The organism is Bacillus stercoris (assembly GCF_029772985.1).
Classification (GTDB): domain Bacteria; phylum Bacillota; class Bacilli; order Bacillales; family Bacillaceae; genus Bacillus; species Bacillus stercoris.
Window position 1 is genome coordinate 3,505,391 of sequence record NZ_CP121861.1, and the last position, 22,635, is coordinate 3,528,025.

General features: G+C 47.3%; 19 protein-coding genes and 2 pseudogenes. 12 read left to right on the forward strand and 9 right to left on the reverse strand.

Translation table 11 applies throughout. The features are described 5' to 3' along the window. Positions 1-42: 42 nt before the first annotated feature. From QA442_RS18345 to QA442_RS18360, 4 genes are read left to right on the forward strand one after another with little or no spacing between them, the layout of a single operon-like run. Positions 43-1,389 (forward strand): glycosyltransferase, encoded by a 1,347-nt coding sequence (locus QA442_RS18345; protein ID WP_095432332.1) that lies wholly within the window; start codon positions 43-45, stop codon positions 1,387-1,389. Beyond that, complete coding sequence (locus tag QA442_RS18350) at positions 1,386-2,489, forward strand: tetratricopeptide repeat-containing glycosyltransferase family 2 protein (protein ID WP_071581247.1); 1,104 nt, start codon at positions 1,386-1,388, stop codon at positions 2,487-2,489. Before QA442_RS18345 ends, QA442_RS18350 begins: the two co-directional genes overlap by 4 nt. Beyond that, on the forward strand, positions 2,479-3,186 hold the full coding sequence (locus tag QA442_RS18355) for a class I SAM-dependent methyltransferase (RefSeq protein WP_095432333.1): 708 nt from the start codon (positions 2,479-2,481) through the stop codon (positions 3,184-3,186). Before QA442_RS18350 ends, QA442_RS18355 begins: the two co-directional genes overlap by 11 nt. Then, positions 3,183-3,851: a glycosyltransferase family protein gene (locus tag QA442_RS18360; protein ID WP_095432334.1), complete on the forward strand. Its 669-nt coding sequence runs from the start codon at positions 3,183-3,185 to the stop codon at positions 3,849-3,851. The genes QA442_RS18355 and QA442_RS18360 overlap by 4 nt, the downstream gene beginning before the upstream one ends. Positions 3,852-3,896: 45 nt before the next feature. Here the strand turns inward: QA442_RS18360 and QA442_RS22255 are convergent, their stop codons facing one another. The 4 genes from QA442_RS22255 to QA442_RS18390 form a co-directional block, all read right to left on the reverse strand. Next, a complete protein-coding gene (locus tag QA442_RS22255) occupies positions 3,897-7,652 on the reverse strand; it encodes an NTTRR-F1 domain (RefSeq protein WP_423856559.1) in 3,756 nt (1,251 codons plus the stop codon). Between the two features lie 389 nt (positions 7,653-8,041). Beyond that, a complete protein-coding gene (locus tag QA442_RS18380; protein WP_040083848.1) occupies positions 8,042-9,478 on the reverse strand; it encodes an anion permease in 1,437 nt (478 codons plus the stop codon). 126 nt (positions 9,479-9,604) lie between these two features. Then, positions 9,605-10,867, reverse strand: a complete 1,263-nt coding sequence (locus QA442_RS18385; RefSeq protein WP_095432195.1) for a pectate lyase — start codon at positions 10,865-10,867, stop codon at positions 9,605-9,607. Between the two features lie 194 nt (positions 10,868-11,061). Further along, entirely contained in the window at positions 11,062-11,409 is a 348-nt protein-coding gene (locus QA442_RS18390) for a YflT domain-containing protein (protein WP_095432194.1), read from the reverse strand. A 243-nt stretch (positions 11,410-11,652) separates the two neighbouring features. Here QA442_RS18390 and QA442_RS18395 point away from each other — a divergent pair, with 243 nt between their 5' ends. The 6 genes from QA442_RS18395 (at position 11,653) to QA442_RS18420 (ending at position 17,086) form a co-directional block, all read left to right on the forward strand. Next, positions 11,653-12,021, forward strand: coding sequence for a DUF3212 family protein (locus QA442_RS18395; protein ID WP_014663176.1), 369 nt, complete (start codon positions 11,653-11,655; stop codon positions 12,019-12,021). A 108-nt stretch (positions 12,022-12,129) separates the two neighbouring features. Beyond that, positions 12,130-13,077 carry a Fe(3+)-citrate ABC transporter substrate-binding protein YfmC gene (gene yfmC / locus QA442_RS18400; RefSeq protein ID WP_095432193.1) on the forward strand — a complete coding sequence of 316 codons (948 nt, stop codon included), beginning with the start codon at positions 12,130-12,132 and terminating at the stop codon, positions 13,075-13,077. A gap of 72 nt (positions 13,078-13,149) precedes the next feature. After that, positions 13,150-14,151 (forward strand): Fe(3+) dicitrate ABC transporter permease FecD, encoded by a 1,002-nt coding sequence (fecD, locus tag QA442_RS18405; RefSeq protein ID WP_040083854.1) that lies wholly within the window; start codon positions 13,150-13,152, stop codon positions 14,149-14,151. Then, positions 14,148-15,149, forward strand: coding sequence for a Fe(3+)-citrate ABC transporter permease YfmE (gene yfmE / locus QA442_RS18410; protein WP_040083856.1), 1,002 nt, complete (start codon positions 14,148-14,150; stop codon positions 15,147-15,149). The genes fecD and yfmE overlap by 4 nt, the downstream gene beginning before the upstream one ends. Before the next feature lie 12 nt (positions 15,150-15,161). Continuing rightward, positions 15,162-15,962, forward strand: coding sequence for a Fe(3+)-citrate ABC transporter ATP-binding protein YfmF (yfmF, locus tag QA442_RS18415; protein WP_071580763.1), 801 nt, complete (start codon positions 15,162-15,164; stop codon positions 15,960-15,962). A 104-nt stretch (positions 15,963-16,066) separates the two neighbouring features. Beyond that, complete coding sequence (locus QA442_RS18420; RefSeq protein ID WP_095432191.1) at positions 16,067-17,086, forward strand: NADP-dependent oxidoreductase; 1,020 nt, start codon at positions 16,067-16,069, stop codon at positions 17,084-17,086. Between the two features lie 38 nt (positions 17,087-17,124). Here QA442_RS18420 and QA442_RS18425 read toward each other — a convergent pair whose 3' ends face one another. Both QA442_RS18425 and QA442_RS18430 read right to left on the reverse strand, forming a co-directional pair. Next, on the reverse strand, positions 17,125-17,580 hold the full coding sequence (locus QA442_RS18425; RefSeq protein ID WP_095432190.1) for a GNAT family N-acetyltransferase: 456 nt from the start codon (positions 17,578-17,580) through the stop codon (positions 17,125-17,127). A gap of 69 nt (positions 17,581-17,649) precedes the next feature. Next, positions 17,650-18,780 carry a DEAD/DEAH box helicase gene (locus QA442_RS18430; protein WP_071580765.1) on the reverse strand — a complete coding sequence of 377 codons (1,131 nt, stop codon included), beginning with the start codon at positions 18,778-18,780 and terminating at the stop codon, positions 17,650-17,652. Positions 18,781-18,953: 173 nt separating this feature from the next. On the opposite strand from QA442_RS18430, the gene QA442_RS18435 reads away from it, so the two are divergent. Further along, the gene (locus QA442_RS18435; protein ID WP_279473347.1) at positions 18,954-20,510 is read left to right on the forward strand and encodes an ABC-F family ATP-binding cassette domain-containing protein; all 1,557 of its coding nucleotides are present in this window, start codon (positions 18,954-18,956) and stop codon (positions 20,508-20,510) included. Between the two features lie 98 nt (positions 20,511-20,608). Here QA442_RS18435 and QA442_RS18440 read toward each other — a convergent pair. Continuing rightward, positions 20,609-20,762 (reverse strand): annotated as a pseudogene (locus tag QA442_RS18440) (hypothetical protein). A gap of 31 nt (positions 20,763-20,793) precedes the next feature. Here QA442_RS18440 and QA442_RS18445 point away from each other — a divergent pair. Beyond that, positions 20,794-20,918 (forward strand): annotated as a pseudogene (locus tag QA442_RS18445) (GNAT family N-acetyltransferase); the annotation flags it as partial. Between the two features lie 35 nt (positions 20,919-20,953). On the opposite strand, the gene QA442_RS18450 reads toward QA442_RS18445, so the two are convergent. Together QA442_RS18450 and QA442_RS18455 are read right to left on the reverse strand one after the other, a co-directional pair. After that, entirely contained in the window at positions 20,954-22,144 is a 1,191-nt protein-coding gene (locus tag QA442_RS18450; RefSeq protein WP_095432189.1) for an MFS transporter, read from the reverse strand. 65 nt (positions 22,145-22,209) lie between these two features. Further along, the gene (locus QA442_RS18455; RefSeq protein WP_014479143.1) at positions 22,210-22,632 is read right to left on the reverse strand and encodes a MerR family transcriptional regulator; all 423 of its coding nucleotides are present in this window, start codon (positions 22,630-22,632) and stop codon (positions 22,210-22,212) included. Between the last annotated feature and the right edge of the window lie 3 nt (positions 22,633-22,635).

The window sequence follows — 22,635 nt, forward strand, 5'->3', positions numbered from 1 at the left end:
ACATAGAGTAACCGAATGATATGGTGAAGGGCGGAGGTTAGGGTGAAAACGAGTATTATTGTACTGACTTATAATCAATTGGCTTTGACAAAACAATGCTTGGAGAGCATATGGAAGCATACGAATCATAACAGTATAGAGATCATTGTTGTAGATAACGGCTCTCATGACGGGACACGAGACTATCTTAAAAAGATGTCTTCGATTAAAACAATTTTCAACGAAGCAAACGAAGGTTTCGCGAAAGGCTGCAATCAGGGTCTTGAAAATGCTTTAGGGGACAATATTCTTTTTTTAAACAATGACACTATCGTAACAAATCAGTGGCTGGAGCCAATGATCAAGCTGCTTTATCAAGATGAAAAAACCGGCATGGTCGGGCCTGTTAGCAATTATGTCAGCGGCGCCCAGCAAATTCCGGTTGATTACACCAGCTTAGAAGGAATCGAGCATCGAGGCGAATCAAAAGCCGCTTTACGGCTGGTCGGTTTTTGCCTTCTAGCAAAAAAAGAAGTCCTGGATAAAATCGGCGGTTTTGACGAACGTTTTGAAGGCGGTTCATTTGAAGACGATGACTTATGTCTGCGCGCCCTGCAAGCAGGATATCAGCTAAAAATCGCCCTTGACTCGTTTGTGCATCATCACGGGCATGCCACATTTTCCGGCAATCCGGATTTAAGCATCAGCAATTTATATCAGGTCAACCGCCAAACATTCATAGATAAATGGAAGCGGGATGTAACGGCTTTTATCGATCCTCAGCCAGACCTAAAGGAGCTTGTGCCCTCCGCTTCCCGTTCCATCCTGCATATCGGCTGCGGGGCGGGAGCTGCTGGTGCAGAGCTTCTGAATCGGCAAACCTGTACACTGTACGGCGTTGAAGAGGATGCGATATTACGGAGCATAGCAAGCGCCTATTATGAACAAGTCATTTCGGCTGATACGAAAGCATGCGAACTTCCTTATCCGAAGGCTTTTTTTGATGCAGTTTTGATAGGAGACCTTTTGAACAGCTCGGCGCATCCCCGGCAAACAATTGAGGCCCTTTCCGTTTACCTCAAGCCTTCTGGCTCGTTGATTTGCAGCATCCCGAACACAGCTTATGCAGACACGCTTTACTCATTATTATGCGGAACACCGTTACACACTCACTTCATTACACCTCAAAACGTAAACACGCTTTTTCCAAAACATCTTTATGAGCTAAAATTTATCACTCCCCATTCCGCCGTACCTGAACCGAAGATCCAGCTGTTTTTACAGGAACTCAAATTTCTCGCCCGACAGTTTGGCCTGCCTGTGGATCACTTGTCAACACATGCTCATATTGACTGCATGTTTGTCCATGCCATCAAGAAAAAACAAAATGAAACGGAGGCCGCGATGTGATTTCGATAAGTCTGTGTATGATCGTGAAGGATGAAGAAGCTGTTATTAGCCGCTGCTTAGATTCTGTCAAAGAGATTGTGGATGAGATCAACATTGTGGATACCGGTTCAACAGATCAGACGAAAAACATTGTTGCCCGCTATACAGACCGAATTTTTGATTTTGAATGGATTGACGATTTTGCGGCGGCCCGAAATTTTTCGTTCCAGCAGGCGACATCCGACTACATTTTATGGCTTGACGCCGATGACGTATTTACAAAGAAGGATCAAGAGCTGTTAGTGGATTTAAAAAGGACGCTTGATCTGAACATCGACGCGGTCTCAATGAAATACCATCTGGCATTTGACGAAGCAAATAACGTCACATCCAGCTTAAGAAGGTATCGGCTTGTCAAACGGGAAAAGGGCTTTAAGTGGATCGGCGCGGTCCACGAGTACTTGGAGGTATATGGCAATCTCCACCACAGTGAAGCAGCCGTTTCTCACATGCCGCTTAGCCATGACGCAGACCGTAACCTCCGGATTTATGAGAACATGGTCTCTGCTGGAAAGGATTTTTCACCAAGAGATTTATTTTACTATGCAAACGAATTATGTGATCACGGAAAAATAGAAAAAGCGATTGAATACTATTTGCGGTTCCTGCAAACAAAGCAGGGATGGGTCGAGGATAATATCAGAGCATGCAATAAATTAGCAGATTGCTATCATTCATTGGGACTGAAGGAAAAAGAACTAAGCTGGGTGCTCCACACGCTCGTCTACGGACCACCCAGAGCGGAAACATGCTGCAGGCTGGGCTACTCTTTTTTTGAGAAAAACGATTTTCAAAGCGCGGTCTACTGGTATGAAAAGGCAATTGAAAATAGGGGCTCAGAAAGTCTGGCTTTTCAAAACCGCGCATGTGCGACCTGGCTTCCACACCTGCAATTAGCCGTCTGCTACGATAAACTCGGCCAGCATCAGCTTGCCTATCAGCATAATGAATCTGCATTACAATACCGTCCTCACGATTCAAGAATGCTAGCAAATCAAAAATACTTTGAAAATATCCTGAATATGCAGGCTGGCTCCGGGGGTGAAGATCATGGAAATTAATAAAAAGCCACAAGCTAATTCTATGAAAGAATATCACCTAAAAGATAACGAATATTACAAAGGGATTAATTGGAGACTTTTTAATTTAATAGAACCGCATGCAAAAGCCATTCTTGAAGTCGGGTGCGCTGAAGGTTTGTTTGGCGCAGCTGTTAAGGAAAAAATCAATTGCTCCTATTACGGGATCGAATCCTATCCGCCCGCTGCCGAAAAAGCCGCGCGCCACATTGACGAAGTGATAACAGGAGACATCGAAACACTGAAGCTGCCTTTTCAAAAAAACACATTTGATTACCTCATATTCGGAGATGTGTTGGAACACTTAAAAGACCCGTGGGCAGTTTTACGTAACCTCAAGCCTTATGTAAAAGAGACAGGAAGCATTTTGGCAAGCATCCCAAATATCAGCCATATCTCGATTTTTGAAAGTCTGCTGTCCGGCAAATGGACGTATACACAGGCCGGGCTGCTTGATAAAACTCACTTCCGTTTTTTCACTCTGCACGAAATGAAAAAGATGTTTCATGAAACAGGCTACAAGATCAGCCTAATTGAGCCTATTCCCTTCACGACTCACTATTATGAAAAAATGATCAGGAAACTGGCTCACGTCAGAGCATGCATGGGGATTTATCACACAGATTTCGAGGAGGAAGCCAGAGTCTATCAATATATCATAAAGGCAGAGAAAAGATGAACCCGCATGTAAATCAACACTCAATCAGCTTCATTACATGTGTGAATGATGACACCCTTTATGATCTCTGTCAGCGGCATATCCAATCTCTTTCTGTACCGCCGCATATGAAAGTAGAATTGATCAATATACGCAACGCAGACAGTATGGCCTCAGGATACCAGAAGGCCATGCAGGACTCAGATTCAAAATATAAAGTGTATTTACATCAGGACACATTTATCATCAACCGAACCTTTATTTATGATCTCCTTTATGTCTTTCAGCAAAATGATGGCCTAGGTATGATAGGTGTCATCGGAGCTGAAGAAGTGCCGCAAAGCGGGATTTGGTGGGAGGCTTCTAAAAAAGCCGGGAAAGTCATTGAATACCGCAGTACGTACAGCTATTTATCATTTGATGAAATTGATAAAACTGTGAAAACAGTTCAAGCATTAGACGGTTTATTGCTGGCGACTCAGTATGATGTTCCATGGCGAAAAGAGATTTTTGACGGGTGTCATTTATACGATACTTCTCAATGCTTTGAGTTTAGAGAAAAAGGATATGCAGTCGGCATCCCTCATCAGAAAGAGCCATGGGTTTTACATGCATGCGGCAATGAGTTTGATTCTGACCAGTATTCTTATTATCTTGAAAGGTTTATTGATGAATATTTACCTTAACAGTTAGAAAACGCATAAGGACCTAAGTCCTTATGCGTTTTGTGTTTATACATACCTCACACCATTTGCTGCTCGAGTATCTGCGTAAACTGTTGTTACATTTGACTGTGCTGTAATAATGACACTAATAGTATATACGTTGTTACCCGTACTAGTTGCAGTATCAACGTAAGTCGTGGAAATTACAAAACTTTGTGCCCCTGCGCCTGTTCCCGATCTAAAGAAAGGAACTTCTGTTAGCAATGTTCCATTTCTCCTTAGTCTGGTAGAACCACTAATCGTATAATTCGCTGTGGTGTTCGCAATAACATCTGCTGATATGTCAGTCTTTACTCTTTGACCACTTGTTATAGGAACAGTAAATGTGAGTATTGTTACTTCCGAATTCAATGGAGGATATAATTGCAGCTGTGTTGCCGTTTGGTCAAAGAAAACTTGTGAGGTTGGGCCGGTTGGGCCTGTTGATCCGGTTGATCCAGTTGCTCCTATTGGTCCTGTTGGTCCTGTTGATCCGGTTGCTCCTGTTGATCCTGTTGATCCTGTCGCTCCGGTTGATCCCGTTGCTCCTGTTGATCCCGTCACTCCTGTTGATCCCGTTGATCCCGTTTCTCCAGTCGCTCCGGTTGGTCCCGTTGGTCCGGTTTCTCCTGTTGCTCCCCTTTCTCCTGTTGGACCCGTTGGTCCGGTCACTCCAGTTGACCCTGTTGATCCCGTTGGTCCGGTCACTCCTGTTTCTCCCGTTGCTCCCGTTGGTCCGGTCACTCCTGTTTCTCCCGTTGCTCCAGTCGATCCGGTTTCTCCCGTTGCTCCAGTCGATCCGGTTGCTCCCGTCGCTCCGGTCGCACCCGTTGGTCCTGTTGGTCCTGTCGCTCCCGTTGCTCCTGTTGCACCCGTTGATCCGGTTGATCCCGTTGCTCCGGTGGCTCCTGTTGGTCCGGTTTCTCCGGTTGATCCTGTTGGACCCGTCACTCCAGTTGCTCCCGTCACTCCGGTTTCTCCTGTTGGTCCTGTTGATCCTGTTAATCCCGTCGCTCCCGTTGATCCTGTTGATCCTGTTGATCCCGTCGTTCCGGATGGTCCCGTTGATCCCCGTCGCACCTGTTGAACCCGTTGATCCGGTCGCTCCGTTGGGCCTGTTGGTCCCGTCGCACCTGTTGGTCCAGTTTCTCCTGTTGGTGCTGTCGCTCCGGTTGATCCGGTTGCTCCGGTGGATCCAGTTGATCCTGTTGGTCCTGTTGATCCTGTTGGTCCTGTTGATCCGGTTGCACCAGTTGCTCCGGTTACTCCTGTTGATCCGGTTTCTCCGGTTGCTCCCGTCGATCCAGTGGCTCCAGTTGCTCCGGTTGATCCGGTTGCTCCGGTTGATCCGGTCGCTCCAGTTGATCCGGTCGCTCCAGTTGCTCCGGTTGATCCCGTTGCTCCTGTTGGTCCGGTTTCTCCGGTTGATCCGGTTGATCCTGTTAATCCCGTCGCTCCTGTTGCCCCGGTTGGTCCCGTCGCTCCGGTCACTCCTGTTGATCCGGTTGCACCCGTTGGTCCTGTTGGTCCTGTTGCTCCCGTCACTCCGGTTTCTCCTGTTGGTCCTGTTGATCCTGTTAATCCCGTCGCTCCCGTTGCTCCCATCACTCCGGTTTCTCCTGTTGGTCCTGTTGATCCTGTTAATCCCGTCGCTCCCGTTGCTCCCGTCACTCCGGTTTCTCCTGTTGGTCCTGTTGATCCTGTTAATCCCGTCGCTCCGGTCACTCCTGTTACTCCTGTTTCTCCCGTTGCTCCGGTTGGTCCCGTTGATCCTGTCGCCCCAGTTGCTCCGGTTGCTCCTGTTGGTCCCGTCGCTCCGGTCACTCCTGTTGATCCGGTTGCACCCGTTGATCCGGTCACTCCTGTTGCTCCGGTTGCTCCTGTCACTCCTGTTGGTCCTGTCACTCCTGTTGCTCCGGTTGCTCCCGTTGATCCGGTCGCTCCCGTTGATCCGGTTGCTCCTGTTGGTCCCGTCGCTCCGGTCACTCCTGTTGATCCGGTTGCACCCGTTGGTCCTGTTGGTCCTGTTGATCCCGTCACTCCGGTTTCTCCTGTTGCTCCTGTCACTCCTGTTGCTCCTGTTTCTCCCGTTGATCCGGTCGCTCCGGTTGGACCTGTTGGTCCGGTTTCTCCGGTTGATCCTGTTGCTCCGGTTGATCCCGTCACTCCGGTTTCTCCTGTTGGTCCTGTTGATCCTGTTAATCCCGTCGCTCCCGTTGATCCTGTTGATCCTGTTGATCCTGTTGATCCGGTTGGTCCCGTTGATCCCGTTGATCCCGTCGCACCTGTTGAACCCGTTGATCCGGTCGCTCCTGTTGGGCCTGTTGGTCCCGTCGCTCCGGTTGGTCCAGTTTCTCCTGTTGGTGCTGTCGCTCCGGTGGCTCCTGTTGCTCCGGTGGATCCAGTTGATCCTGTTGGTCCTGTTGATCCGGTTGATCCGGTTGCACCTGTTGAACCCGTTGATCCGGTCGCTCCTGTTGGGCCTGTTGGTCCCGTCGCTCCGGTTGGTCCAGTTTCTCCTGTTGGTGCTGTCGCTCCGGTGGCTCCTGTTGCTCCGGTGGATCCAGTTGATCCTGTTGGTCCTGTTGATCCGGTTGATCCGGTTGCACCAGTTGATCCTGTTGCTCCTGTTGCTCCTGTTGGTCCTGTTGATCCTGTTGCTCCTGTTGATCCTGTTGGACCCGTTGGTCCTGTCGCTCCGGTTGCCCCTGTTTCTCCCGTTGCTCCGGTTGATCCGGTTGATCCTGTTGGACCGGTTGATCCTGTTGGTCCTGTTGATCCCGTCGCTCCCGTGGATCCTGTTACTCCAGTTGATCCTGTTGATCCCGTCGCTCCGGTTGCTCCGGTTGCTCCGGTTGCTCCGGTTGGTCCGGTTGATCCTGTCGCTCCAGTTGATCCTGTTGATCCTGTTGCTCCCGTTGCTCCCGTCACTCCTGTTGGTCCTGTCGCTCCGGTTACTCCAGTAGCTCCTGTCTCTCCTGTTACTCCTGTTGGACCCGTTGATCCTGTTTCTCCTGTTGCTCCAGTGGCTCCAGTTGATCCGGCTGTTCCTGTTGATCCGGTGGCCCCTGTTTCTCCGGTTGGACCTGTTGGTCCGGTCGCTCCAGTTACTCCAGTTACTCCCGTTGATCCGGTTGATCCCGTTGATCCGGTTGATCCCGTTGATCCGGTTAGTCCTGTCGCTCCTGTTTCTCCCGTTGCTCCGGTCGCTCCTGTTGATCCCGTTGCTCCAGTCGTTCCAGTCGTTCCGGTTGGTCCCGTTGATCCGGTCGCTCCTGTCACTCCCGTTTCTCCAGTTGGACCCATCGGGCCTGTTGGTCCAATCCCACCAACAGAATCTATTAAAGAAATATCATCAATCAATACAGATCCAAACGAAGCCTTACTAATAACAACTACAGCACTTACTGCATCTACAGGTGTTTGTATTGTTCTATAGATTTCATTCCATGTATTTAAAGTGAGATTTGGCAAATTCCCGGCTGTAATGATAATCTCCTGTCCGCCTTCAATCTCTTCTCCTTCTCTGTTAACAAATAAAATTTGTATCGTTACTTGGGGACTTGGGTTATTCCCCATTCTTCCAAGTGAAACGATGAATGTAAGAGATTGTCCAGAAATAACAGGGATAATTTGGCCTAAAAAAGCATACGGCTGGCTGCTGATAAACTGCGCTGAATATCTTCCAGAGTGGGCAAAAGTATTGATTACAGACACATTTGCAGAGACCCATCCCGTCAAATTGCCCGTTTCAAATCCTCCATTTACAATCACATCATTCACTCAACTTCATTCCCCGCTATCTTTAAATAGTTCCAGGTAGTATATGCAGGAAATACGCCATTCGTCTTTCGCTTCGCTAAGCAAAATAAAAAAAGGTGATTGTCCTTGCATCACCTTTTTTGCTTATATTTTATATATTCTGTTGTGTCTAAAAACCCGGTGAGCTCCACATGCCGCTAGTCCCCAAAAGAAAGAAAGTCTGCAAAACGCCAGATATTTCTCACTTGATTATGGATTGCTCAGGTTAATCATAGTTTTCAGTCTATTTTCTCAGTTCGTTGTTTTCCTTCTATCGGCTTTTCATATGCCGATTGCTATAGAAGATTCATCCCACTATGATGTAATGTGGGACAACACAAAAAAGGCAGACCTCGTCTGCCTTTTTCTTTCTACCATATTCCTAGTACTTTCCACCATAATCCGCCGATCACAAGCCATACGATGATATGAACAATCGACAGGATAAATCCAATGGACCACCATTTGCCTTGCGGGATGTAGCCTGCTCCGAAGAAGACCGGGGCCGCTCCAGAACCGTAGTGGGTCGTTGATCCAAACAGGTTGCTGAAGAACGCGAGACTCAGCGCTGCTAAAAGCGGCGGTGCGCCCGCTGCCACGACGACAGCCAAAAATGCAGAATACATCGCACTAATGTGTGCTGTCGCACTCGCAAAGAAATAGTGTGAATAGAAATACACAACAATTAGGATTAAGAATGCTACAATCCAAGAGAATCCTGATACTGAGGATTTCATGGCGTTACTGAACCAAGACACCATGCCTAATTCATTCAGGAAGTTGGCCAGCATGACAAGCGCCGCAAACCAAGTGAGCGTATCCCAAGCGCCCTGTTCCTTTTTGATATCATCCCAAGTCAGAACCTGTGATAATAAGAGAACGGCCAAACCGATCAATGCGGTTGTGGTTGCGTCGATGTTGAAGCTGCCGCCAAAGATCCAAAGCACAAGCACCAAAAGAAAGACAATAACCATGGAAAGCTCTGATTTTTTGAACGGTCCCATTTCTTTCAGTTTTTCTGTTGCGATTTTCGCCGCATCCGGTGTTTCTTTGATTTCCGGCGGATACAGCTTGTAAATCACAAGCGGCGTGATGATTAAGCTTACAAGTCCTGGTACAATCGCGGCAATTGCCCAGCTTGTCCATGTTAAGTCCACCCCTGCGACATCATGGGCGAGTTTGGCAATCAGCGGGTTCGCCGCCATCGCTGTCAGGAACATAGCAGATGTGATCAGGTTCCCCTGAAAGCCGGTTTTTAATAAGAATGCACCGATTTTTCTCTCTGTTCCATTTGCCGGGCTTGATCCGAATGTTTCGGATAATGATCTGATAATAGGAAATATAATGCCTCCTGCACGCGCCGTATTACTTGGAATGGCAGGTGAAAGTATTAAATCACTGAACAGCAGTGAATAAGAAAGTCCAAGGGTTTTTTTCCCGAATTTCTGAACGAATACATACGAAATTCTCGCACCGAGCCCGGTTTTGATAAATCCCCGGGAAATAAAGAATGCGATCACGATAAGCCAAATGGTCTTATTCCCGAATCCGCTTAATGTATCCTCAATGGATAGTGTTCCAGTTAGTGCAGTAACCGCCAATGCAAAGATTGCAATTGCACCCATTGGCAAGGGCTTGGAGATAAAGCCGATAATTGTCGCGACAAAAATCGCAAACAAATGCCAAGCTTTAGGTTCAAGTCCGGACGGAGCGGGAATAAACCAGATGATTAGTCCCACAGCGACAGTAATAAGCAATGGAACAAGCTTTACTGCTGACTGTTTTCCTGCGTCTTTTTCTGAAGCCATAAATAGGTCTCCTCCTATATACTTGTTTTCCGATCCCCTTTTCCATTCTACTCCTTAACTAAGTTAATAAACATTTTAATTAATTAAAAAACACAAAGGTTAGCACCCTTTGTGTTTTTCACTTTCTTAATTTAATTTACCCGCACCCGCTTGATTTATAACATTCGATTTCACATTAGCAGAAGCATCAATCGATCCATGCAGAGACGGCGTCCAGCCGACAGAAGAGCTCAGCCCGTTTGCAGCCGATGCGTTGATCTGTGCGCCGTTCAGCAATGTGCCTGAGTCATATAAAGCCGTTCCCCCGCTGAATACGCTGATCGTTTTAGCAGCTGACAGTCCCGGTACGTCAATAGCATTGTTTTGGGCATAGATTTTAGATGACTTTCCGATTCCCCATGCATAGCTGAAAGGATAACTTGAAGAGCTTGTGCTTCCTTCATAATAGTTGTTGTATACGTGCACTTGCCCGAAGCGGACTCTCGGCGCGCGCTGGACAATATTTTTATAGCGGTTATGATGCAGCGTAATTTTTAATTTGCCGTCATCAGAGGTTTTGCTGTCACTCGATCCGAAAATGGAGCTTTTATCATGATCGTGATAATAGTTGTAAGACATCGTGATATAGTTAGCACCGTTGGAAGCATCTGTTTGGCCGTCATGGTGCTGATATTTTCTTCCATAATATTTCGGTGATGTGCTGTCCGGACGCGAGCCGTCGTTAAACGTACAGTGATCGATCCAGATGTGCGTGCCGCCGTTTATCGTAATGTTGTCGTATTGTGAGTTCCAGTTCCCTGAGCTTCCGTCAGTCGGATCCCACTGTGGAAAATAATCATAGGCATCCTGGAATTCAATGTTGCGGATAATGACGTTATCACTCTTGATTTGAAAATTTCCGCCCACGACTTTGGCGTTAGTCCCTGAACCGACAATTGTCGTGTTTGCAGGAATATCCACCATGACCCGTGCTTTTTGGTTTTTCTGAGAGCGTGCTCTCGCTTCTTCTTGTGTGCCCGACGGCTCTTTTTTGCCCCACGTGCTAGGATCATAGGCTTTCAAATATTTGTCCAAATCGTACTCCGGATCTTTATAGTCATTTAGGCCAAGCGGCTTCAGATTGTCATCTACGTTCATGTCAATCGTTCCCTTGATATAAATGATTTTTGGTGTTGTATTGGTATCCTTCCCCAATGCCGAGACAAGTTGGTTTCTGTTGCTGACGGTATACACATTCGAAGATGACGCTTTTGATCCGCCTGTCGTACCGGTTGAGTAGGCGCCCCAGCCATCATTGGATCCTAACGTCTGGTGGCCTAAATCAGCTGCGTTCGCGCCAGCTGGAGTCAACCCTAAAAACAGAGCCGTAGCTAACATCACTTTTTTCATTCACTATGTACCCCCATTTTCTGTTTTGTGAGATTTTATTCCAATTTCTCACAAAAATATAATAGCAAATTGAGGGACATCCAGAACCGAAAATGTTCCGCTATCTTATTGCGGCATTCTGCAGAAGATCCGCCGCAAAGACCGCAAAAAAAAACCAAAAGGCCGCCATTGGCCCTTTGGTTTTTTCCCCTGCTTTATGCCCAAGCTTTCACTTTATCGTTATCTGTCACAAAGAGAAGCACTTTTCCTTCATCTAAGCGTTTTTCAAATTGAGCGGCTTCATCTTCAGAAAAACCGATTTCGTGAATTTTATTGCGGAGCTCGTCTCCTTTTTTATTGAAGATATTTCCTACCGCATGCTTCAAACCTGTTTCTTTGGCTCCGATCGTGTTGGCATTCGTGTTGTCTGCCAGGCGTTCCGTTCTGTCATCGTCGTGAGCTAAGACGTATACATCCTCTTTCGCCACACCCATTTGCTGTAATTCCTCTACATCCTTCATGAGCTGTTCGTCATTTGTATACTCTTTTACAACTGGTTTCATTTCGATATTCCTCCTTCTTGTTTTCTATATTTCTTTCATACCCGTTCGTCTGTACCTGAAACAGATTCCAGAACATTGAAGAGAAAAACAGGAAGAATGGTAGTAGCTATTTATTTTCCGTCCATGGTAAAGTGATAGGATCGGGACCTATTTTCAGAAAAGTCAAAATCTAAGAGAAGCCGCTGCACGGAGCACACGACCATGAATTGCTGCCTTTATCCGTACGAGCAGGAGGTATGTCTAATGCAATATTTTTCACCAGAACAGCAATACAATGCTTGGATTGTAAGTGATTTAGTCAAACAGATTTTCCATAAGCGTGCCGGATGTTCGCCAGGAATTCACGAGCTTGCAGTTTTTGCCGAGGAGCATTTTGATATCGATATCGACTTTGTTTTCTCGATTATTATGAATATCGGCGATATTGAGTTTGCGCTTGCGGACGAAATAGAAACGAAATTGTCCGGTTATCTTAACACTCTCCTCCCTTATGTCACTGCTGAGATGTTCGAAACCTCTAAAGCCAATGCCCATGCGTTTTTGTCTCGAAGACACGGTAACGCTGCATACCACTTATTTGTATCTGATGATGCTTTTATGAGAAAGCAGTGAAAAAGCGGCTTTCTTTACTAAAAAAATATTGACATGATAAGCCATGCTATTATAGTGTTACATGTGATAATGATTCTCATTACTAAAACTAAAAAAAGGAAGAATGACATGCGCACCTATTCTAACAAGTTGATTGCCATCATGAGTGTTTTATTGCTCGCCTGCCTCATTGTATCCGGCTGTTCATCAAGCCAGAATAACAACGGAAGCAGCGGAAGCAAGTCTAAGGATTCCAGAGTGATCCATGACGAAGAAGGAAAAACGACAATAAGCGGCACACCTAAGCGGGTGGTTGTGCTTGAGCTTTCATTCTTGGATGCCGTACACAATCTCGGCATGACGCCGGTGGGCATCGCCGATGACAACAAAAAAGATATGATTAAAAAGCTTGTCGGCAGCTCCATTGATTACACATCTGTAGGCACACGCAGCGAACCGAATCTTGAGGTCATCAGTTCATTGAAGCCTGATTTAATCATCGCTGACGCTGAGCGCCATAAAAACATTTATAAACAGCTGAAACAAATCGCCCCGACGATTGAATTAAAAAGCCGTGAAGCGACATATGACGAAACCATCGACAGCTTTACAACCATTGCAAAAGCATTAAATAAAGAAGATGAAGGAAAAGAAAAGCTTGCCGAGCACAACAAAGTCATCAACGGCCTGAAAGCCGAGCTTCCGAAAGATGAAAACCGCAACATCGTTCTCGGCGTTGCAAGAGCGGATTCCTTCCAGCTTCATACATCATCATCCTATGACGGAGAAATCTTTAAAATGCTCGGCTTTACACACGCTGTGAAGTCAGATAACGCCTATCAAGAGGTCAGCCTCGAGCAATTGAGCAAAATCGATCCAGATATTTTGTTCATCTCAGCCAACGAAGGCAAGACCATTGTAGACGAATGGAAAACGAACCCGCTCTGGAAAAATCTCGAAGCGGTGAAAAATGGACAAGTCTATGATGCGGACCGTGACACTTGGACAAGATTCAGAGGCATCAAGTCTAGTGAAACAAGTGCCAAAGATGTGCTTAAAAAAGTGTATAATAAATAGGACAAATGAGAAGCGAGGGGAAATCCTTGCTTCTTCGTTTTTGCAACCAGACGCAGTAAGGAAGTGAGACTGTTGTATCATTCAGCCAAACGGCGCTCATCATCAAGACTGATGATGTTCATCATTGCACTGATCATTTTTATATTTGGGCTTGGGCTGAATCTTTCAGTAGGAGCCTCAGACATCGGCATCATAGATTCATTGAAATATCTTTTTGTATGGGACGGTTCAAAGGAACAGCTCATCATCTCTACTCTTCGCCTTCCCCGCACATTAATCGGCGTTTTTGTCGGCGCCAGCCTAGCTGTAGCAGGGGCGCTAATGCAGGCTATGACGAGAAACCCTCTGGCTTCACCCCAAATTTTCGGTGTGAATGCGGGTGCATCGCTTTTTGTCGTTGCTTCTCTCGTCATTCTGCCGGCATCGCCCTATTCTTCTGTTCTTTTCGCTTTTGCGGGTGCGGCGGCAGGCGGCGCGATTGTGTATATGATTGCCTCATCCGGCGGCATGACACCTGTCAAACTGGCGCTGTCAGGAATGGCCGTGCACTTATTCCTCTCCTCCATGACACAGGCCATCATTATTTTAAATGAGTCAGGTGAGGATGTTCTGTACTGGATGACAGGCGCAATCGACGGCAGCAACTGGCAGGACGTCTTGACCATCGCTCCGTTTTCTGTCATTGGCATCGGGCTTGCTCTCGTATTTTCCGGTTCTATTTCTGTTCTCGGTCTCGGAGACGAAACAGCAAAAGGGCTTGGACAAAATATGAACGGCATCCGGATTCTGATCAGTTTGATTATTTTAATCCTTTCCGGCGCTTCCGTAGCCGTCGCCGGGCCGATTGGCTTTGTCGGGCTGCTCGTCCCGCATATTGTCCGCAAGCTGATCGGAGAACATTATCAATACGTGCTTCCGTTTTCGGCACTGTTCGGTGCCATTTTGCTGGTGTACGCAGATGTTCTGGCCAGATGGATTGCATTTCCTTATGAATCACCGGTCGGCATTGTCACCGCGATTATCGGAACGCCGTTTTTCTTATATTTGGCAAGGAAAGGGCGACACCTGAAATGAAGAAAACAACCAGAAAACAAAAACGCCCCTTGCTGGCGATACTCATATTGGCCGTGATTTTGATCGTTCTGTCCGTCATCAGCATCGGAATCGGTGCATTATACATTTCACCTGAGGCGGTGGTGACGAATTTGCTGGGACTGGATCATTCCTTTGAATTTATCATCCAGCAATATCGGCTTCCCCGCATTATCTTAGCGATTCTGGCCGGTGCAGGTCTCGCCGCTGCCGGAGCGATTTTACAGGGCGTGATCCGAAATCCGCTCGCTTCCCCGGACGTTGTCGGCATTTCAAAAGGGTCCGGACTTGCGGCGATGGCTGTGATTCTCATCTTTCCTGAGTCGCCGGTATACGTGCTTCCGTTCTCCGCATTTGCCGGAGCAGCCATTATTGCTGTACTATTGTTAATGATAGCCCGAAAAAAGAGCATTCAGCCCTCTTCACTGGCTTTATCAGGCATTGCCTTAGGCGCGGTCTGCCACGCCGGAATGCAATATATGATGGTCAAGTTTCCGGGCGACGTGAATGCTGCACTCATTTGGCTGACAGGCAGCCTCTGGGGAAGAAACTGGGAAGAAGTCAAGCTGCTTGCGCCATGGCTTTTGATTCTTTTTCCGATCGTCTGCATTCTCATACCGAAGCTGGATCTTATGTCACTCGGTGATGAGCTTGCGCAGGGTCTCGGAGAAAACGCAAACCGGCTGAGATTCATCCTGATTTTCACCGCGGTTGCGCTGGCGGGAAGCTGTGTAGCCGTCGTCGGCTCAATCGGTTTTATCGGCTTGCTTGCTCCGCATATTGCCAGACGGCTTGCCGGAGAAAAAGCTAAATATTTACTGCCTGCATCGGCATTGATTGGTGCTATTATATTATTAATTGCAGATACTCTAGGGCGCGGCCTCATGCCCCCGGTTGAAATACCTGCCGGAATACTGACAGCCGTGATCGGCGCGCCTTATTTCTTATATTTATTGAAATTCGAAGCGAGGAAACAGTAGGGAGAGGATACCATGGGAAAACTGGCTGCAGACCAGCTCACTCTTTCATATGACAGTACAGTGATTATTGACGGGGTCGACTTAAAGATAGAAGAAGGAAAAATCACTGCGCTCATCGGCGCCAATGGCTGCGGTAAATCAACAATCCTCAAATCGCTCGCCAGGCTGATGGCCCCGAAAAGCGGTACAGTGCTATTAGAAGGAAAAGACATCCACCGCCAGCCGTCAAAAGAAGTCGCAAAAAAACTGGCCATTCTTCCACAATCTCCTCAGGCTCCTGAAGGATTAACGGTAGAGGAATTATGCTATTTCGGCAGACATCCTCACAAAAAGCTGTTATCCAAGCATACGCAAGAGGATCACGACATGGTAGAGTGGGCGCTGAACGCAACGGGAATGATCGAGCTGAAGGAGCGGACGCTGGACGCCCTCTCAGGCGGCCAAAGACAAAGAGCTTGGATTTCCATGGCACTTGCGCAAGGAACCGATTTGCTTTTGCTTGATGAGCCGACCACGTACTTAGACATTTCACATCAAATTGAAGTGCTTGAGCTGCTGAAAAAGCTGAACCGCGATCATGGCCGCACCGTTGTCATGGTGCTCCATGATTTAAACCAAGCCGCTCAATATGCTGACTATCTGATCAGTGTGCTGGACGGAAAAATATATAATGCCGGAACGCCGGAAGATGTATTTACCCAGCCATTTTTCCGTGAAGTCTTCGGATTGGAATGCTGCATCATGAGAAGCCCGATCGACCAGAAGCCAATGTGCCTGCCGACGGGACTATGTCCGAAATTACGGGCGAAATGAAAAGGAGAGGTAGATCCTCTCCTTTTCATTTCGCCAGCTTACCTTTTGTATTTCCTCTCCTGTCCATGTTACAGTGGTGTCAACCAAGTGATAGGAGGATGAAAATGACAGCATCTCAGCAGCAAATTCAATTAGCAAGACGTCCGCAAGGTGTTCCTGTTCATGAAGACTTTCGCTTTGAAACCGTTCCGGTTCCTGAACCGAAGCAAGGGGAAGTGCTTGTCAAAACGCTATATATATCGGTTGACCCCTATATGCGCGGCCGTATGCAGGATACGAAATCATATGTTGAGCCATTCGCTTTAAATGAAGCGCTCTCTGGCGGGGTTATCGCTGAAGTTGTGTCAGACGGGAATCATCTGAAAAAAGGCGATATCGTCATTGGAAACCTCAGCTGGCAGGAATGTTCCGCGGTAAGCGAGTCTGCCTTGCGAAAAATTGATACAAGCCTCGCTCCCGCTTCTGCCTATCTAGGCATTTTGGGAATGACCGGCTTGACGGCATACTTCGGATTGCTGGACATCGGGCGCCCGAAGGAAGGAGAAACCGTGGTTGTCTCCGGAGCTGCGGGAGCCGTCGGTTCAACAGTCGGGCAAATTGCCAAAATCAAAGGCGCACGAGTTGTCGGTATCGCGGGTTCTGATGAAAAAATCGACTATTTAAAACAGAAGCTTCAGTTTGACGAAGCCATCAATTACAAAACAGCGGATGATATCCAAAAAGCGCTTCAAGACGCTTGTCCTGACGGTGTCGATGTGTATTTTGACAATGTCGGCGGACCGATTTCAGACGCGGTCATGAATCTTCTCAATGAATTTGCCCGCATTCCGGTGTGCGGCGCCATTTCTTCCTACAATGCAGAAAGCGAAGCAGATGACATGGGCCCGCGTGTCCAATCAAAGCTAATTAAAACCAAGTCGCTGATGCAAGGCTTTATCGTCAGCGACTACTCCGATCGTTTTCCTGAGGGAGCAAAACAGCTGGCCGAATGGCTGAAGGCTGGTAAACTCCATTACGAGGAAACCATCATAGAAGGCTTCGAAAATATTCCTGACGCGTTTCTCGGCTTATTTAAGGGAGAAAATAAAGGGAAACAGCTGATCAAGGTCAGCGACCCGAGCTGAAGATAAAAACGGGAGGGCTTTTTGCCCTCCTTTTGTGTTTATTGAGGTCCGCTGCGAAAAATCAGCGTAAGAAAACCATCTTCATCTGGTTTCGTATCCTCCAAAATGAACCCTGCTGCCTGAAAGCAGGCTAAACTGATTCGATTGTCTTCTTCGATGCATGCCACCCATTCCCGCACTTTAGTAAAATCAGGTTCGGTCAGCAGCTTTTGTAATATCCGTTTTCCGTACCCTTGAAGCCGGTACAAAGGATTGACGATCAATCCAATATACGTCCGCTCCTCCCCGAACTCAATAACGGCCATTCCTGCCGGCAGCTGCCCATCATACGCCATGATGATGGTATCGTGTTCATCTTTATTTACTCGTGCATACCACTCATCTAATGGCAGCATCCCATCCATTCTCCGCCTGGTAGCCTCATTTTCAAACCAGTGTTCAAGGATTTTAAGCTCTGGCTCTTTCACTGCTTGAAACCTGTCTATTGAAGCCATCTTCCCACCTCCGCGCGAAACCTTTTCTATTATTTTACAACAAAAAAGAAGGGCTTTTCGCCCTCCTTTTTATTTCGTCTTCAGTTTTCCGCCTGCATACACAGCTTCACTCAGCTCAACACCAAGCTTCTTCGCCGTTTTTTTCAGCTTTGATTCCTCCAATTTTGTCACAAGGCTCAGCACGTTGCCTTCTTTTCCGGCCCGGCCTGTTCGTCCTGATCTGTGGACATAGCCATCTTCATCAGGAATATCAGCATGAATCACGTATGGCAGGTTTTCAATGTCTAAGCCGCGTGCGGCAATGTCAGTCGCCAATAAAAGCGGGAACTCTCCGTCTTCGAATGCGGCAATGATTTTAGCCCGCTCCATTTTTTTCGCTTCGCTGTGCAAAACGCCGAGTTCAACGTGGTGATATGCCAGCTTTTCGGCATATACACTCAGGTTGCCGATATCTCTCACAAATACGAGCGCCTGCATGCCTTCAAGCCTTGACAGCTTTTGCAGCAGCTTTACTTTGTCACGCTGGTCGCAAATGAGATATTGATGCTTCACTTTCCCAGCTTCCGTCTTGCTTCGCTGCACCTTCAACACCTCAGGCTCTTGAGCCAATTCGCGGAGCACATCCTCTGTTTCCTTTTTGAGGGTGGCTGAGAAACAAAGAAGCTGGCGGTCTCTCAATGTTGTCTTAATGATTTGCTTAATCGTTTCACGATGCTCCGGCAGGACGAGCTGATCCGTTTCATCAAGCACGATCGTTTTCACTTCATGCATTTTGAGTTTTTTTGCTTTAATCAGTTCAAATACCCTGCCCGGCGTGCCGACGATGATATGCGGGTGTTTTTTCAGCTTTTCAACCTGCTTCTTCACATTCGCCCCGCCGATTAAGGAAGCCGCGCGCAGCTCTGAGCCCGCTTTCCAATCCTGAATCACTTGAAAAATCTGCATGACCAGCTCACGCGAAGGCGCTAAAATGACTGCCTGCGGATTCTTCTGGTCCGGCTTGATCCGCTCCAAGACCGGCAGCGCATACGCCAGCGTCTTCCCTGTGCCTGTCGGCGATTCCGCGATGACATCCTTTCCGTCCATGATCAGCTGGGCAGCCTGCTCCTGTACAGGAGTTGGCTTTTGAAAGCCGGAAGCCTTCCAATTCTCTTGTATAAATGATTGTGCATTATGTAAAAATGGCCAAGTTTGCGTCATTTTGTTCTCCTCAATTCCTGAAATCTATTCCATAGTATCTCAAAACCTCGCCCGGAACGCAATTTTTCTTTTTCTTTCCTATACCTTTCAACATTCCGAATCCTCCTTTATAATCAAAAGGGTGAATATTACACGCCGATTGTGCGTGTTTGATAAACGATAGAGGTGTAAACATGAGTATTTTATCTGTAAAGGATTTAAGCCACGGCTTTGGTAACCGGGCCATTTTTAATAACGTTTCCTTCCGCCTGTTAAAAGGCGAGCACGTCGGGCTGATCGGCGCAAACGGTGAAGGAAAATCAACCTTCATGAATATTATTACCGGAAAGCTTGAACCTGATGAGGGAAAAGTCGAGTGGTCAAAAAATGTCCGTGTCGGCTATCTGGATCAGCATACCGTGCTGGAAAAAGGAAAATCCATTCGTGACGTCCTGAAAGACGCGTTCCATTATTTATTTGCGATGGAAGAAGAAATGAACGAGATTTACAACAAAATGGGCGAAGCTGATCCCGACGAGCTTGAAAAGCTGCTTGAAGATGTCGGCGTGATTCAAGACGCGCTGACGAACAATGATTTTTATGTCATTGATTCCAAAGTGGAAGAAATCGCTCGCGGCCTCGGCTTGAGTGATATCGGTTTAGAGCGCGATGTCACCGATTTGAGCGGCGGACAGCGCACAAAAGTCCTTCTCGCTAAGCTTCTCCTTGAAAAGCCGGAAATTCTGCTTCTTGATGAGCCGACCAACTATCTTGATGAACAGCATATTGAATGGCTGAAACGCTACCTTCAGGAATACGAGAACGCGTTCATCCTGATTTCCCACGATATTCCGTTCTTAAATAGCGTCATCAACCTGATTTATCACGTTGAAAATCAAGAGCTGACACGCTATGTCGGCGACTACCATCAGTTTATGGAAGTCTACGAGGTGAAGAAACAGCAGCTTGAAGCGGCCTACAAAAAGCAGCAGCAGGAAGTCGCAGAGCTGAAGGATTTCGTTGCCCGCAACAAAGCGCGTGTCAGCACGAGAAACATGGCGATGTCCCGCCAAAAGAAACTCGATAAGATGGATATGATCGAGCTTGCGGCAGAAAAGCCAAAGCCGGAATTCCATTTCAAGCCGGCGAGAACGTCAGGCAAGCTGATTTTCGAAACGAAGGATCTCGTGATCGGTTACGATTCCCCGCTGTCCCGTCCGCTCAACCTCCGCATGGAGCGCGGCCAAAAAATCGCCCTATACGGCGCAAACGGAATCGGAAAAACGACATTGCTGAAAAGTTTGCTTGGCGAGATCCAGCCGCTCGAAGGTTCGGTTGAACGCGGCGAGCACATCTATACCGGCTATTTCGAGCAAGAGGTCAAGGAAACAAACAACAATACGTGCATCGAAGAGGTATGGAGCGAATTCCCTTCATATACCCAGTATGAAATCCGTGCCGCACTGGCAAAATGCGGGCTGACGACAAAGCATATCGAAAGCCGCGTCTCCGTATTAAGCGGAGGCGAAAAAGCCAAAGTCAGATTGTGCAAGCTGATCAATTCGGAAACAAACCTGCTGGTGCTTGATGAGCCGACAAACCATTTGGATGTCGATGCGAAGGAAGAGCTTAAGCGCGCGCTGAAAGAATACAAAGGCTCGATTCTGCTTATTTCCCACGAGCCAGAGTTTTATATGGATATCGCGACAGAAACATGGAACTGCGAGTCTTGGACGACGAAAGTGCTTTAAACCGAAGAAAACCCGCCTGCTGAAGGGCGGGTTTTTTACTGCCATTTATTCTGAACGACTCTCTGTCTTTTAAAATGGAGATGTGAATTCATCAAGTGTCAGCTCTCTTTTGGCAGACAGCTCAAAATCCTCCTCATCTGTCCAAGCGGTAAACCACTCGGGCGAAAAGCTGTTTTTCATGACGCTGTGTATGTAATGAAAGAGCACCTGTAAACACTTCTGATCATATTCATCAGGCTTTGCCTTATCCATGGCAAACGTCCCCTCTACAGCATGAACCATCAACGGAGTTAAAAAAATCTCACTGAATGTCCTGGAAACAAACGAAAAGAAATCTTAAAAAAGGAGAAATTGCTTTCTGACGGAAATTACTACAATACGGTAGTAATGGGAAGATTCCACGATTAAAAAAAGACACTGCATATGCGCAGTGTCTTTCGTTATTAATGCCCCGCCTTAATCCCGGCAAGATGTTTACGTCCCATGAGAAGGACAAGCATGCCGACAAAAACAACGATCCCGCCGACTGTATATGGTGTGCTTGCGGTGAAGTGCTCAGACAGCATTCCCGCAATCCACGGAGCGAGTGCGCCGCCGATGAAGCGGACTGAGCTGTAGGCTGAAGACGCGATTGAGCGTTCAACCGGCGCAGAACCCATCACAGCGGTTGTCATGATCGTATTCACCATACCGAGGACAGCACCAGCGACAACGATACATGTAATAATCAAAGTCTGATGGTCTGTCCAGATCCCCATAATAACGAGAATGGCCGCAAAGGCGATAAAGAGAACGACGAGCGAACGCACTGTGCCCAGCGCTTTGTGCACGAGCGGCGCCGTAAAGACTGACGTAATCGCCAGCAGAAGGCCCCAGCCGAAGAAGACATACCCAAGACCATGTTCATCTAAATCCAGTACGAACGGAGAATAGGCAAGCAAAATAAAAAATCCAAAGTTGTATAAGAACGCAGATACCGCCATCGTCAGCAGCCCTTTATATTTGAGCGCCTTCATCGCATCAAACACACCGACGCGTTTCGCCGGTTTCGGCAGCCTCGGCAGCATGAAAGAAATCGCGATTAACGCAATAAACATCAGGACAGATACCCCGAAAAACGGTGCCCGCCATGAAATGCTTCCAAGCTCTCCGCCTGCAAGCGGTCCGACAGAAATCCCAAGACCGAGCGCAGCCTCATACAAAATAATCGCTTGGGCGCTGCCGCCGACTGACACGCCGACGATAACCGCAAGCGCTGTGGAGATAAATAAAGCATTACCTAATCCCCAGCCGCCGCGATAGCCGACTAGCTGAGCAATTGAACTTGAGCTGCCGCCAAGCCCCGCAAACACAATAATAAAAATAAGTCCGAGAATTAATGTCCATTTCGCACCGATGCGGCTGGAAATGGCTCCTGAGAAAAACATCATAAATCCGGTAACAAGCAAATAACTTGTAAACAAGAGTGATACTTCACTAGGTGAAGCATGTAATTGTGCGGCAATGGCCGGAAGAATTGGATCGACCAGCCCGATTCCCATAAAAGAAATCACACAGGCAAACGCGACAGCCCATACCGCTTTCGGCTGGCTGAGCAAACCTGTTTTCTGATTCACTTGTTTTGTCTTATCCATTTGACCTGACCTCCATTTTTATTCCAGTAAAAGAAACGCTACAAAAATAGCGTTTGGCAAACTTTTCATTCGATTGATTGAATGGCACGTTCCGCTTTGCCTTTCATGCCCTGCAGGCGTTCTTTAAAGCTTTGGAATGTGCGGATTTTCTCATCAATCAAACTCAGCTGGTGATTCAGGGTTTCCTGAATTTCCTCCAGTTTTTCTTTCCGTTCTTTGGGATCCAGTGACAACAAATACCCCTCTTTGTTTAACTCTAGCTGGCGGCTGGTTTCCATGAAATGCTGAAGCTCCTGAAGGGAAAAACCGAGCACCTCTTTTGTGCTGATGACTTTCTCAAGCTCCTCCATATCATCCTCTGAATAAAGCCTTACGCCGCCGTCTGTCCGTTTCGGCGCCGGAATCAAGCCGATTTCTTCATAAAACCGGATGGTCCGCTTTGTCAGTCCGCTTCTTTTGGCCACTTGATCAATCTTCATCCATTCCAAGGT